The following is a 13,161-nucleotide window of genomic DNA, read 5'->3' as shown; positions in this document are numbered from 1 at the left end:
GACGTACCTTCGTACGCCTTCGTTCTGGGCGTCTTGCTGACACACGCGTTGCCGCGTTTTTGTTGTGATGATTGACAGCAGGCCGATGAGTCGTTAAACTGTCAACGGACTTCGGAAACCCCAGCCTTCGGGCTGGGGTTTCCTGCGTTTTAAGCCGAATGAAAATGGTATTGAGAAGCGGTTTCAATAACTGCGGATCGGGCCGCGGACGAAAGGGAATCCCATGGCGCATAATCATGCCGGTGTGGACGCCGCGATGGCGAAAGGTGGAGCCGAACATCAAAAAAGACTCATGATGTCGTTGGGGCTGACCTCCACGGTGTTCGTCGCCGAAGTGGCCAGCGCCGTCATCACCGGATCGCTGGCGTTGCTGGTCGATGCAGGTCACATGCTCACCGACATGTCGGTGCTGGTCGCCTCCACCGTTACGGCGGTGCTGATGCAACGCAAGCCGAGCAGCAGACGTACCTGGGGGTGGGCGCGTCTTGAGGTACTTACCGCTGCGGTGGGGGCGCTCGTGCTGCTCATCGTCGGCATCTACGCGCTCGTCGAAGCGGGCATGCGTCTCTTCGGTGGAGCGGGTGACGAAGTGCATGATGTCCGGCTGCTGCTTTTCATGGGCATTCTCGGCCTCGCCGCGAACATAGGATCCATTTTCATCCTCGCTGGTCAAAGCGAAGACAACATGAACATGAAGGCCGCTTTTCTTGAGGTCATGAACGATGCTTTGGGCTCCGTGGCGGTGATCGTATCTGCCATCGTGCTGATTTCGACGGGATGGGCCGGTTTTGACGCGGTCGCCGGTGGCATCATCGCGTTGATGATGATTCCACGCGCATTCGTACTGCTTCGCAATGCCGTGCGTGTGCTGTTGGAGGAGACCCCGCAGGATCTGGACTTGGACAAGGTGCGCGAACATCTTGAACGGGTGCCGCATGTGGTCGCGGTGCATGACCTGCACGCCATCACCGTTTCCACGGGCATGCCCGTCGTCATGGCCCATGTGGTGGTGGAGCGCGGACTCACCATGGATGATGCCGCGGATATTCTCAACCAGTTGCAGAGCTGTCTGCGTGAGCATTTCCCGGTGTCGGTGCCCCACACCACCTTCCAGCTGGAGCCGGAAGGGTATGATTCAGACAGCAGAAAAGGTCTTCATTTGTGATTTTGCGCGGTGCGCTTGGATGGCTCCCTGCGGTGTCGGTATATCGAAAACTGTTTCGGAAATGCAATCGTCGAGCAGACTGATTCCGACAGGGCGGTTTTGATTCCATGGGGAAATCCTGATTCCCATACCGACCTGTCTTGTGCGACGAATCCGTCTCGTGCCTCAAATCTTGCGCAACACGGTGACGACCTTGCCCATGATCTCCGCATGGGTGCCGTCGATGGGGGAGTATGCCGGATTGTGCGGAATGAGCCAGACGTGGCCATGATCCTTGCGGAATGTTTTGACGGTGGCTTCATCGTCCAGCAGGGCGGCGACGATATCGCCGTTTTCCGCGCTGTTCTGCTCGCGGACGACGACGAAATCACCATCGCAGATGGCCGCGTCGATCATGGAATCGCCATGCACTTCCAGCATGAACAGATTGCCGGTCCCCGTCAGGCGTTCCGGAAGCCGCATCACGTCGTCGATATGCTGTTCGGCCGTGATGGGAACGCCTGCGGCGATGCGCCCTACCAGAGGGACATCATGTGACGCCATGATGGAGCCGTTTTCGTCTTCCCGGGACGGGAAGGGGATGACTTGGGCGATTCCGCCATTGGAAGGCTCATCGTCGTATTCCACCACCTCGATGGCCCTGCCTTTATTGGCGTTCATGTGAATGAAGCCTTTTTCGTCAAGGACCTGAAGCTGATGCTTGACGGATGAGGGGCTTTTCAATCCCGCGGCTTCGCCGATTTCGCGGAATGAGGGAGCGAAGCCCTGTGTGGCCAGATGCGTTTTGATGGCATCGAGCACTTTGCGCTGACGGTCGGTCAACGTGTTCTCATCCGGACGTTCCGCTGCTGTTCTGGGCGTGAATGGGATGGTGCTCACAGTGGGCTCCTTTCGATGTGTTCTCAGAAGCATAGCGCGAAACGCCGTGAAAATCAAACATCTGTTCGAGGTGTGTTTGCAATATTCGAACATTTGTGCCATACTTTGGACAAGCGTTCGATAGAACATGTGTTCGAAAGGGGTGTTGTGATGGGCGAGGCGATGGGACATGGGTGGATGAAAAGCGCATTCCGTATGGTCGTTCTGGCGTCCATTGCGTTCTGGTGCGCCGTGGAGGCAGTTCCCATTCTTCAGACGCGGCCGGCTTCGGAACCCGCTTCGGTCACCGTATACACCGTTCAACCGGGGGATACATTGTGGAAGTACGCTTCGGGAATCACGCATGAAGGCGGCAATGTCGGAGATGCAGTGGATGAGCTGATGCGTTTGAACGATTTGGATACGGCATCTCTGCATGCCGGACAGCGGCTTATCGTCCCTGATGGGGCATAGGCCCGTGGTCGGGCTTATTTCAAGGGCTCGGGCTATTGTGTAAGACATGCACTGCCCGTTTTGCCAGAATCCAGACACCAAGGTTGTCGATACGCGTATCAGCGATGACGGCCATTCCATCCGCCGTAGGCGCGAATGCCCGAAATGCTCCAAACGGTTCACCACTTTGGAGACGACCATGCTATTGGTGGTGAAGCGTTCCGGAAACGTCGAGCAATTCGATCGCAACAAGGTGATTGCCGGCGTGCGCAAAGCATGCCAAGGCCGTCCCATCAACGAGGATGACCTGAAGATGCTGGGGCAGAAAGTGGAGGAGGACCTTCGTTCCCGCGGACTGGCGCAGGTCAAATCGGAAGAGGTCGGGAAAGCCATTCTGAAGCCGCTGCGCGACCTTGATATGGTAGCGTACCTGCGTTTCGCGAGCGTCTATCAGAATTTCGAGAATCTGGATGATTTCCAGCGTGCCATCGATGAATTGAATGGCACGGAATCGAGCGATACGGACGAATGATGATGACTCACATGGGCGTGTGATGTCGATATCTCTTATGAATCTTATGAAGAAGTCCTCCGACCGATAAGGCCGGAGGACTTCTTCATAAGAGAACTGTGCATCGCGGGCTCGTCAGCTGATCACGCGCATGCGAATCGTGCCCTCGATGGATGCGAGCTGATCAAGCGCCTTCTGGTCCGGACGCTGGGCCACGTCGGTGACCACATATCCGAGCTCGCCCTCGGTGCCAAGGGCCTGCGCCGCGATGTTGATGCCATCCTCACCCAGCACCCGGTTGACGCGCGCCAGCACGCCGGGCAGATTGGCGTGCAGATGGGCGATGCGGAAGTTCGACTTGATGTCGGACAATGTGATCTGTGGCAGATTCACCGACAGCATGGTGGATCCCTTGAACCAGTAGTCCTCAAGACGCTGGGATACGAACTGTCCGATGGACTTCTGCGCCTCAAGGGTGGAACCGCCGATATGCGGAGTGAGGATCATGTTGTCTTCGTTCGCGAGGTCGGTGAGGAACTCGTCGCCGGTCTTCTTCGGCTCGACGGGGAAGACATCCACCGCGGCGCCGGACAGATGGCCGGAATCCAAATGCTTCTTCAACGCATCCAGATCGGCCACGAAGCCGCGGGACAGGTTGATGAAGATGGCGTCCTGCTTCATGTGCTCGAACTGGTCTTCGCCGAAGAAGCCCGTGTTCGACTTTCGTCCATCGACATGCAGGGTGACCACGTCGGACTGCTCCAACAGCTCGTTCAACGTGGAGCAACGATGGGCGTTACCCATGGCGAGCTTCTCCTCGATGTCGTAGAACACCACGCGCATGCCGAGCGCCTCGGCGATGACGGAAAGCTGTGAGCCGATATTGCCATAGCCGATGATGCCGAGAGTCTTGCCACGGACTTCATGGGAGCCGGAGGCGGACTTGTCCCACAAACCGTGCTTCATATGATGCGTATGCGCCGGAATGCGGCGCATCAAGCAGATGATGTCTCCGATGACAAGCTCCACCACGGAGCGGGTGTTCGAGTATGGGGCGTTGAAGACGGCGATTCCGTTCTTGCCCGCGTATTCGAGATCGACCTGGTTGGTGCCGATGCAGAAGCAACCGACTGCGGTGAGTGTGGGACGGGCGTCGATGACCTTGCGGGTCACGGCGGTCTTGGAGCGGATGCCAAGCAGGTCGACGCCTTCCAGCGCGTCGATCAGCTCGTCCTCGCTGAGGGCTCCTTTAAGGCACTTCACCTCGAAGCCATGGTCACGCAGCGACTGCGCCGCGTCGGGATGGATGTTTTCAAGTAATAATGCTTTGGGCATGATTCCTACCTTATAACTTGAGCAGATTCTCGTCGTCTTTTGTCCGCACTATAAGCAGGCGCTGTGTGGGCCTCGTCATGGCGACATACAGGTCGGAAGCCGCGACGATGCGCGACGGCGCGTCCTGTTCGATCCGTCCCGGCTGGACCACCATCACGGCATCGTATTCCAGACCCTTCACGGTCTGCGTGGAGCATACGGTGACCTGTTCGTCCCAGGAACTTTGTTCCTCAAGACGGGAGAACTCCTTCGCGGTGAGCTCCTCCTGAAGTTGGGTGTAGACGCGTTTCCGCAACGTTTTGAGCATTCCGTCGGGAGCGATGATCGCCACGCGTCCGGTGCCGTCGGACGCGACGTATTCGCGTACCAGATCGATGGTCTGCTGGGCGACCGCGTCCTCGAGCAGTCCGTCATCGCGGACAACGAGACGTTTGACGGAATCGGGCACGCCACGCACGGCGTTCACGGTGGAGATGTACAGGCCTTCGGCGGAGGCGAAATCGCCGGCGAGCTGCGACACCTCCTTCGGATTGCGGTAGTTGATGGTCAATTCGTTGAGCTGCCAGTTCCTCTCGCCAAACAACGGATCCATCATGCGGCGCCAGGAACGCGTGCCGCCCAAGGCGGACGTCTGCGCCACATCGCCCACAATCGTGAACGAGCGTGACGGGCATCGGCGGATCAGCATGCGCCAATCCATCGCCGTCAATTCCTGCGCCTCATCCACCACGATATGCCCATAGGTCCATTCGCGGTCGGCGGCCGCGCGCTGTGCCGTCAGTTCGGCATCCATGCCGTTGATGTTGTCCACCAGCATCTGCGAGGTGACGATGCCGTTGCCGATGCCGTTCTGCGCCAGAGTGTCCTTGGCGAACTGTTCCTCTTCGGCGCGCTTGGCGTCCAAAGCCTTCTGCTTGGCCACGGCCTTCGGATCGGGGCCAAGCAATTCCATGGCCTCGTCCAGCAGCGGTACGTCGCTGACGGTGAACGGCGAGCCCTTCGGCCGTGTCAGCGACGCTATATCGCGTTCCTCCAGCCAAGGCGCGAACCGGCGCAATTGCTCCGGCTTCGCGAACAACTGGTCCACAAGCCATTCGCCAGTCATCGGCAGCCATGCGAGGTTCAGTGTCTTTCGCAGGTCGTCGCTCATGCGCAGCTGCTGCGTCACATCGTTGAGTTCGGCCTGTTCCGGTTCGTAATCAAGCTGTTCGACATACCGGTTGCGCATCGAGGAAAGCATGTCGCGCACGAAGGTCTCGCGCGCCTTGTTGTGCGGTTGACGGGTGCGTTTGGCGTCGGTGAGGGCCTGCTCGACATCCGTGCGCAGCATCGGCACGTTGAAGCCGTTGATTCGAATGGTTGGCAGATGCGAGGGGACGCGTTCGCGCGATGCCACGGCGTTGGCTATCGCCTTGGCCATGCGGCGTTCGCCTTTGAGCTTCGCCGCATGCGGCTCATCGTGGGCGGTGGCGATGACGCCGGGAATCAGGTCCGCGATGGTGCGGCTGACCACACCCGTCTCGCCCAGCGAGGGGAGCACCTGGTCGATGTAATGCAGGAACGTCGAGCTGGGGCCGACCACCAGCACGCCGGAGCGTTGCAGCGCCCGTCGGTGGGTGTACAGCAGATATGCGGCACGATGCAGGGCGACTGCGGTCTTGCCCGTGCCCGGACCTCCCTGCACCACCACGGCCTGGTTGAGATCGGCTCGGATGATGCGGTCCTGCTCGCCCTGGATGGTGGCCACGATATCGGTCATCTTCCCGGTGCGCTTCGCGTTGAGCGAGGCAAGCAGCGCGCCTTCGCCGGTCAATGTCCCGTTAGAGGAGGCTTCGCCGACTTGGTCGGAATGCACGTCGAGCACCTCGTCTTCGACGCCGACTACTTCCCTGAAGCTGAGGGTGATGTGCCGGCGCATCACGATGTCGCCATGATTCGAAGGAGTCGCCTCGTAGAACGGGCGTGCGGCATCGGCGCGCCAGTCGGTGAGGATTGGTTCATGGTCCTCGTCGGACAGGCCGATGCGTCCGATGTATCGGTGGGCGCCGTGCACGTCGTCGAGTCTGCCGAACACCAGACGGTCCTCCACGGCGCGCAGCTGGGTGAGACGATCCTCGTACATGGTGGCGAAGGAATCGCGCTCGGTGCGTTGCGTGGGCGAGCCATGCGATCCCGCGGCACGGACCGTGTCGAGGCGTGATCGTGCCTGGGCCCTCAACGCGTCCAGACGGTCGTATGCGCGGTTGACGGCCTGTTGCTCTTCCTGCAATTGGGCGGAATAACTCGACATTGCTGTCCCTTCATCTGAAACTCAAGGCATTCCAATGTACCCCAAGGCTTCTACGAATGTTACGGAAGACCCGACTTGTATGTCCGGACGGTCGCGTGTGGAGCGGCGGCCGATTCGGAATATGGGGAAACTTGGTGTTAATCGCTGTGTTTTTGTTTTTTTGTGGGGAAAAGTGGTGAGCGGTGGGGTAGAGTGGTGAAAGTGCTTGGGATTGGTGTGCCCGGGCGACAGTGAAAAAGGAGGTGCGGCGATGGTCCAAAACGTTGGAACTGAGCCCACCTCTGAAGATGATTCCACACAATCCGCCGGATTGATGGACGATTTGCCGCCACTGCTGCTGGGTACCTACACTCCGAAGATCGACGCCAAGGGACGCATGGCATTACCCGCGAAATTCCGTGCCCAGCTGGGCTCCGGCATGGTGATGGCGCGCGGCCAGGAGCGATGCGTTTATCTGTTGCCGCAATCCGAGTTCAGACGGATCGCGGTGCGGATACAGCGTACGTCCATGGGCAACAAGGCGGCGCGCGACTATCTGCGTGTGTTCCTGTCCGGCGCAGTCGATCAGGATCCCGACAAGCAAGGACGTGTTCTCGTGCCTCAGATGTTGCGCGATTACGCGAACCTGGGTGACGACATCGTGGTGATCGGTGTGGGCACCAGGGCTGAGATTTGGAATAGACAGGCATGGGAGGATTACTTGGCTGACAAGGAGCAGGGATATTCCGACATTGCCGATGACGTATTGCCGGCGATGGGATTCTGATGACTGACGTGACGACTATTCACCAACCGGTGCTGCTTCATGATTGCGTGGATCTGGTGGCGCCCGCTTTGACGAAGCCGGGTTCCATTGCCGTGGATTGCACGCTTGGCTTGGCCGGACATTCCACGGCGTTTCTCAAGGCGAGTCCCAAGGCTCGTCTTATCGGCATCGACAGGGATTCCGAGGCACTCGCGCTCGCCACGAAACGTATGGAAACGGAAGGTCTGGCTGATCGTTTCATCCCCGTGCACGCGGCGTTCGATGATTTCTCCCAAGTGCTGGACGATCAGGGCGTTGACAAGGTCAACGCCGTATTCATGGATCTTGGACTGTCCAGTCTGCAGATCGACGAGACGGACAGGGGATTCTCCTATTCCCACGATGCGCCACTCGACATGCGTATGGATGTGGCCCAGTCGCTGACCGCCGAACAGGTGCTTGCGGAATATTCGTTCGCCGACCTGACACGTATCTTCCGTACGTATGGCGAGGAACGCTTCTCCAAGCAGATTGCCAGGGAAATCGTGCGTCGCCGTGAAACCGAGCCATTGACCACGTCCGGCCAGCTCAATCGTCTGGTGGACGAGGTTGTTCCGCAGGCGCATCGTCCTGCCGGCAACCCCGCCAAACGCGTGTTCCAGGCGCTGCGCATCGAAGTCAACGGAGAGCTGGACAAGCTGGCCGGAACGTTGCCGCAGATAGCCAACCATCTTGCTGTGGGTGGGCGTCTGGTGGTGGAGTCGTACCACTCGTTGGAGGACAAGACCGTCAAAACCTTCATGAGCCAAGGCCTTAAGATCGACGCGCCTGCGGATATGCCGGTGGTTCCGCCGGATATGATGCCGTTCTTCAAGGAGCTGACGCGAGGCGCCATCAAGGCGGATGCGGATGAGATCGCCGACAATCCAAGGTCGGCGTCCGTCCGATTGCGCGCGGTGGAACTGATCAGACCAATTCCCGGTCGATGGCGGAAGCGGTTCGACCAAAGCACTGATTACTCGACTATGACCAGACAAGGAAGAAGGGGCTGAAGTGGCAGCACCAAGAACGATCGCATCGAATGCGGCTCCCGCCGGACGCAAGCGCCCGACGGAAGGCATCGGCACCACGCGTCCCGAACTGCACGTCGTCAAGGGGACCCAGAGCGGAAGCAACGGCGTCCGCCGTGGATTCGAACAGCTCATCACATGGACCCGTACCCGCAGCACACCCCTGCTGCATCTGGTCATCGCCGCGGTGTTCCTGGGCGTCTGCCTGCTCGGATCGCTGATGCTGCGCACCCAGATGGTGCAGAATTCCTTCGAGGCAAGCCAGATCGAATCAAGCATCACCAAACTGACCCAGGACGTCGAAGACGACCAGGCCAAGCTTGACGAGCTCGACGCTTCGCTTCCGAGCAAGGCCGAGGACATGGGCATGGTGCCGCAGAAAGGCGCGTTGACCATCGATTTGAACGGTTATCAGGCAAGCGCGAGCGGAGACAGCGCCAAGTGAATCTCGTCCGCCGTATTTACGCGTTCTTCCATAAGAATCTGCTGACAAAGACCATGGCCATCGGCGTCATCCTGGCATTGATGGGCACAACCTGTCTTGTCAGGCTCGCCGATATCCAATTGGTGAATGGCAAAAGCATGGCGCAGGCCGCGGCGCAGAGCCGAACCACCACGGTGACTCTGAAGGCTCGGAGGGGCAAGATACTGGACACCAACGGCGCCATTCTCGCGCAAAGCGTCGAACGTTACACCATCATTGGCAACCCGGAGCAGGCTCAGGACTTTGTGCCGACCACCTGCACCAAGCAGACGGGGGAGAACTGCCATCAGATCGACGGCAAACCGGTAGGAGCCACCGGAGCTGCCGCCGTGGCGCGTCTCGTGGCGCCGGTGCTCGGCATGGACGCCACGGAATTGGGTGCCATGCTGTCGATCAGCGGACAATACGTGGTGCTCAAGAAGGACGTGACTCCGGCTGTAAAACGCAAGATCTCGAAACTGAATCTTGGAGGCATCGTGTATGCGGAGCTCAGCAACGAGCGTCTGTATTCCAACGGTTCGCTGATGGGTTCGCTGCTCGGCGGCGTCGATGCCGAAGGCAAGGGGGTCGCCGGCGTCGAACAGATGGAAAACAGGACATTGACCGGTCAGGACGGCTATCAGGTCTATCAGCAGGGCAATAGCGGCGTTGAGATTCCGGGAACCATGACCGAGTCCAAGGAGGCGGTCAACGGGTCCGATGTGACGTTGACCATCGATCGTGATGTGCAATGGTATGCCGAAAAGGTGCTGCATGACAGCGAAAGCAAGTACCAGGCCGCATGGGGCATCGCCATGGTCCAGGACGTGCGTTCGGGCGATATCCTCGCCTTGGCCGACAGCGATACGGTCGAGGCTGGAAGCGACCAAGCGAAGATGGGGGCTTCCCGGGCGGTGAGCGAGACTTTCGAGCCCGGTTCCATCGGCAAGGTGCTGGCGATGTCGGGCATGCTGCAGTCGGGTTTGCATAAGATCGATGACAAGTTCACGGTTCCAGACACGATTACGGTGGACGGGCAATCCTATAAGGATGCGGAGACGCATGGCGCCGAGCATTGGACGCTCGCCGGCATCCTCCAGCAGTCGTCGAACGTCGGCATGATCCTCGCCGGAGACAAAATGACCAACGAGCAGCGATACGATTTCATCAGGAAGTTCGGCGTCGGACAGGATACAGGACTGAACCTGCCCGGTGAATCCGAAGGCGTGCTGTATCCGGCGGACAGTTGGGACGCCCGAACCAGGAACACGGTGCTCTTCGGCCAAGGATACACGGTGAATGTCATGCAATTGACCAATGCGGTCGCGGTGATCGCCAACAAAGGCGTGAGAAAGCCGCAACGCATCATCAAATCCATCACAGATGCCGACGGCCATGTCGAGGAACAGAACCCGAAGGGCGAAGCCACACGGGTCATCGACGAGTCCGTGGCGAGCCAGATCCTCAACGCCATGGAATCGGTTTCGGATTACTATAGCAAGTTCGTGAAAGTCGATGGATACCGTATAGCGGCGAAATCGGGTACGGCCGAGGTCGCGGGCGCTGATGGCCAGCTGAGCTCCATAATCAGCGATTATTCGGCAATCATCCCCGCCGACGATCCACGATTCGTCATCACCGTGGTGCTCAAGGATCCGCAAGGCAGCTTCGGTGGTCTGACGGCCGGTCCGGTCACCGCGCAGATTGGTGAATTCCTTATGCAGAAGTACGAAGTGCCGGCTTCCGCGCCACGTACGGATGCTATTCCGGTAACTTGGTGAGTGAGTACGCAACGCGATGGACGGAGGAATGGAAAGGTGAGCTCGGTCAGCGAATCCATGAACAGGCGAATGACTTTGGGGTTGCTTGCCAACCAATACGGCTTCGACCTCGATCCCGCATCGGCGACCGAAGTGACGGTGACGTCCGTCGCTGATGACGTCGAATCGGTACGTCCCGGCGCATTGTTCGTGCCGTCCGCGGACGTGGACGCGCGTCAGCTGGAACAGGTCCAGGCACTCGGCGCGTATGGCGCGATCGTGCCCCACACGTTGCGGGGACAGGTCGACGACATTCATATTCCGTTAATCTACGCCGAACCCACCATGCGGCAGCTGGGCAAGCTGGTGGCCGAAATGGCCGGCAACCCATCCGATTCGTTGGCGGTGTTCGCCATCACGGGGAGAAACAAGGAGACGGTAGAATCCGCAGTGAGCAATCTTGCGGACTTCCTGCATATGCTGGGCAACCCGGTCGGCGTGATCAGCTCGTCCGATTCGCAATCCTTGGAACGGTTCCTCGCCTTGGAATATCCGTTGTCGATCATCGACGTGCAACGTACGATGGCCGTATGTGCCGAAGACGGCGCCGCCGCCGTGATACTCGCGTTGGATGAGGAGACGTTGCGCGAGGACGCGTTGCAGTCGGTCAACATTGATGTGCTCGCGTGCTACGACAATGGCTTGAGCAACGCTGAGGTGACGAAATTCGTTTCCCGCTTCGGATGCTTCGTCGGCAAGCAGACCCGCATCGCGGGACGGACCCAGGAATCTGACTTGCTCGCCACGCAGGCGTCATCGGCATACGGCGATACGGATGGTCGGCTGTTGTCCCTGTCCATCGCCATGGTGCTGGCCGCCGGTGTGCGGAAGGCCAACATCAAAAGCGCGTTGCGAGTGTCGCGCGACCTGAACTGAACATATGGGCATGGATGGCGTGTCCATGCCGAACGCACAACCCGATAAGAGGAGAGTAACGACAGTGAGCAGTCCGACCATGATGCCGATGAGCCTGAAGGAGATCGCGCAGGCGGTATCAGGATGTTTGATACCAGCGGAGACCGCGGTCGAAGAGCCCATCGCGACCAGTGCGTTCACCGATTCACGGCAGATCGTCGAAGGCTCGGTATTCGTGGCGATAGCCGGCGAACGTGTCGACGGGCACGATTTCGTGCCTAAGGTCGGCGCCCATGGCGCCGTGGCCGCCATCGTCGACCATGAGGTCGCGGGCGCGCAGGTGCCGCAGATTGTTGTCGAGAATACCGTCAAGGCACTGGGCATGCTTGCCAAGCACAACATCGAACGCCGTCGCGCGCTGGAATCGCCGTTCACCGTCATCGGCATCACCGGATCGGTCGGTAAAACCACCACCAAGGACCTGCTGAAATCGTTGTTGTCCAAGCTGGGAGACACCGTCGCCCCGGTCGGGTCGTTCAACAACGAGATCGGTCTGCCTCTGACATCGCTCAAGGTGAACGCCGACACGCGTTTCCTCGTGGCGGAGATGGGCGCGAACCACGTGGGAGAAATAGCCAATCTCACCTCCTTGGTGCCACCCAACATCGCGGTGGTGCTTAAGGTCGGCGTGGCCCATCTGGGCGAATTCGGCTCGGTGGAGCGCATCGCCCAGGCCAAATCGGAAATCGTCCGAGGATTGGTGCCCGACGGCCTGACCATCCTCAACGCCAATGACGAACATGTCGCCGCGATGAGCGCCATCGCGCCGGGCGATGTGCTGTGGTTCGGCTTGCCTCGGGAAGATGGAGCGCGATTGGATTCCACCGCCCATGACGTCGCCTGTGATGAACTCGATCATCCATCGTTCGTCCTGGAAAACAAATCGGGAGAGCGTGCTGACGTCACGCTCGGCATCTGTGGACAGCACAATGTCATGAACGCCCTCGCCGCGGCCACGGTCGCGATGACGCTTGGCATGCCGATCGCCGACGTGGCCGCCGGCCTGTCCGACGTGAAGAGCATCAGTCCGCATCGTATGGCGGTTTCCACCGTTGTCAAGCCGGAGACCTCGTTCACGCTCATCGATGATTCGTTCAACGCCAATCCGGATTCCATGAAAGCCGGACTCGACGGTTTGCTGAAATGGCGTTCCGGAGCCGAAAAACAGCCATACCGCATCGCGGTGTTGGGCGCGATGCTGGAACTGGGGCCGGATGAGCGTCAGCTGCATGAAGGAATCGGCCGGTACGCCGTCGAAAACGGGGTGGACGCGGTGGTGGCCGTCGGCAGCACGACCGACAAATCGCTGGATGCGCTCGCCGAGGACATGGCGAAAGGCGGGAAATCCGCCGGGGCTGGATCCGTCACCGTCCAATGGGCGCATGACGCCGATGAGGCGGACCGTATGGTCACCGGACTCGCGGCCAGCCACACGGATGCGGTCGTGCTGTTGAAAGGATCCCATGCATCGGGATTGAGCGCGCTGGCGGAACGCTGGACGCGGAATTGATCGAATCGGCGTTTGCCGGAAACCTA

General features: G+C 59.5%; 12 protein-coding genes. 9 read left to right on the top strand and 3 right to left on the bottom strand.

Annotated elements, in window-relative coordinates:
* Positions 1–223 precede the first annotated feature (223 nt).
* Positions 224–1,165, top strand: coding sequence for a cation diffusion facilitator family transporter (locus tag AC1ATL_RS07535; protein ID WP_476569757.1), 942 nt, complete (start codon positions 224–226; stop codon positions 1,163–1,165).
* A gap of 165 nt (positions 1,166–1,330) precedes the next feature.
* Here AC1ATL_RS07535 and lexA read toward each other — a convergent pair whose 3' ends face one another.
* Positions 1,331–2,044: a transcriptional repressor LexA gene (gene lexA / locus AC1ATL_RS07530; protein ID WP_432623655.1), complete on the bottom strand. Its 714-nt coding sequence runs from the start codon at positions 2,042–2,044 to the stop codon at positions 1,331–1,333.
* A gap of 15 nt (positions 2,045–2,059) precedes the next feature.
* Here lexA and AC1ATL_RS07525 point away from each other — a divergent pair, with 15 nt between their 5' ends.
* On the top strand, positions 2,060–2,497 hold the full coding sequence (locus AC1ATL_RS07525) for a LysM peptidoglycan-binding domain-containing protein (RefSeq protein WP_432623653.1): 438 nt from the start codon (positions 2,060–2,062) through the stop codon (positions 2,495–2,497).
* 46 nt (positions 2,498–2,543) lie between these two features.
* Positions 2,544–3,008 (top strand): transcriptional regulator NrdR, encoded by a 465-nt coding sequence (gene nrdR / locus AC1ATL_RS07520; RefSeq protein WP_432623651.1) that lies wholly within the window; start codon positions 2,544–2,546, stop codon positions 3,006–3,008.
* A gap of 114 nt (positions 3,009–3,122) precedes the next feature.
* Here the strand turns inward: nrdR and serA are convergent, their stop codons facing one another.
* Both serA and AC1ATL_RS07510 read right to left on the bottom strand, forming a co-directional pair.
* Entirely contained in the window at positions 3,123–4,322 is a 1,200-nt protein-coding gene (gene serA, locus AC1ATL_RS07515) for a phosphoglycerate dehydrogenase (protein ID WP_476569754.1), read from the bottom strand.
* A 10-nt stretch (positions 4,323–4,332) separates the two neighbouring features.
* A complete protein-coding gene (locus AC1ATL_RS07510; RefSeq protein ID WP_432623647.1) occupies positions 4,333–6,612 on the bottom strand; it encodes a HelD family protein in 2,280 nt (759 codons plus the stop codon).
* A 250-nt stretch (positions 6,613–6,862) separates the two neighbouring features.
* On the opposite strand from AC1ATL_RS07510, the gene mraZ reads away from it, so the two are divergent.
* The 6 genes from mraZ (at position 6,863) to AC1ATL_RS07480 (ending at position 13,135) form a co-directional block, all read left to right on the top strand.
* Positions 6,863–7,378: a division/cell wall cluster transcriptional repressor MraZ gene (gene mraZ, locus AC1ATL_RS07505; RefSeq protein ID WP_476569752.1), complete on the top strand. Its 516-nt coding sequence runs from the start codon at positions 6,863–6,865 to the stop codon at positions 7,376–7,378.
* A complete protein-coding gene (gene rsmH, locus AC1ATL_RS07500) occupies positions 7,378–8,409 on the top strand; it encodes a 16S rRNA (cytosine(1402)-N(4))-methyltransferase RsmH (protein ID WP_476569750.1) in 1,032 nt (343 codons plus the stop codon). The genes mraZ and rsmH overlap by 1 nt, the downstream gene beginning before the upstream one ends.
* 1 nt (position 8,410) lies before the next feature.
* Positions 8,411–8,872, top strand: a complete 462-nt coding sequence (gene ftsL / locus AC1ATL_RS07495; RefSeq protein WP_476569748.1) for a cell division protein FtsL — start codon at positions 8,411–8,413, stop codon at positions 8,870–8,872.
* Positions 8,869–10,671, top strand: a complete 1,803-nt coding sequence (locus tag AC1ATL_RS07490; RefSeq protein WP_476569746.1) for a peptidoglycan D,D-transpeptidase FtsI family protein — start codon at positions 8,869–8,871, stop codon at positions 10,669–10,671. Before ftsL ends, AC1ATL_RS07490 begins: the two co-directional genes overlap by 4 nt.
* A gap of 36 nt (positions 10,672–10,707) precedes the next feature.
* Positions 10,708–11,586, top strand: coding sequence for a UDP-N-acetylmuramyl peptide synthase (locus AC1ATL_RS07485; RefSeq protein WP_476569744.1), 879 nt, complete (start codon positions 10,708–10,710; stop codon positions 11,584–11,586).
* A 79-nt stretch (positions 11,587–11,665) separates the two neighbouring features.
* Positions 11,666–13,135, top strand: a complete 1,470-nt coding sequence (locus AC1ATL_RS07480) for a UDP-N-acetylmuramoyl-tripeptide--D-alanyl-D-alanine ligase (RefSeq protein WP_476569807.1) — start codon at positions 11,666–11,668, stop codon at positions 13,133–13,135.
* The last annotated feature ends 26 nt before the right edge of the window (positions 13,136–13,161 follow it).

It is taken from the genome of Bifidobacterium sp. LH_743 (genome assembly GCF_056355775.1).
This window is presented reverse-complemented; position numbering and strand designations above follow the sequence as displayed.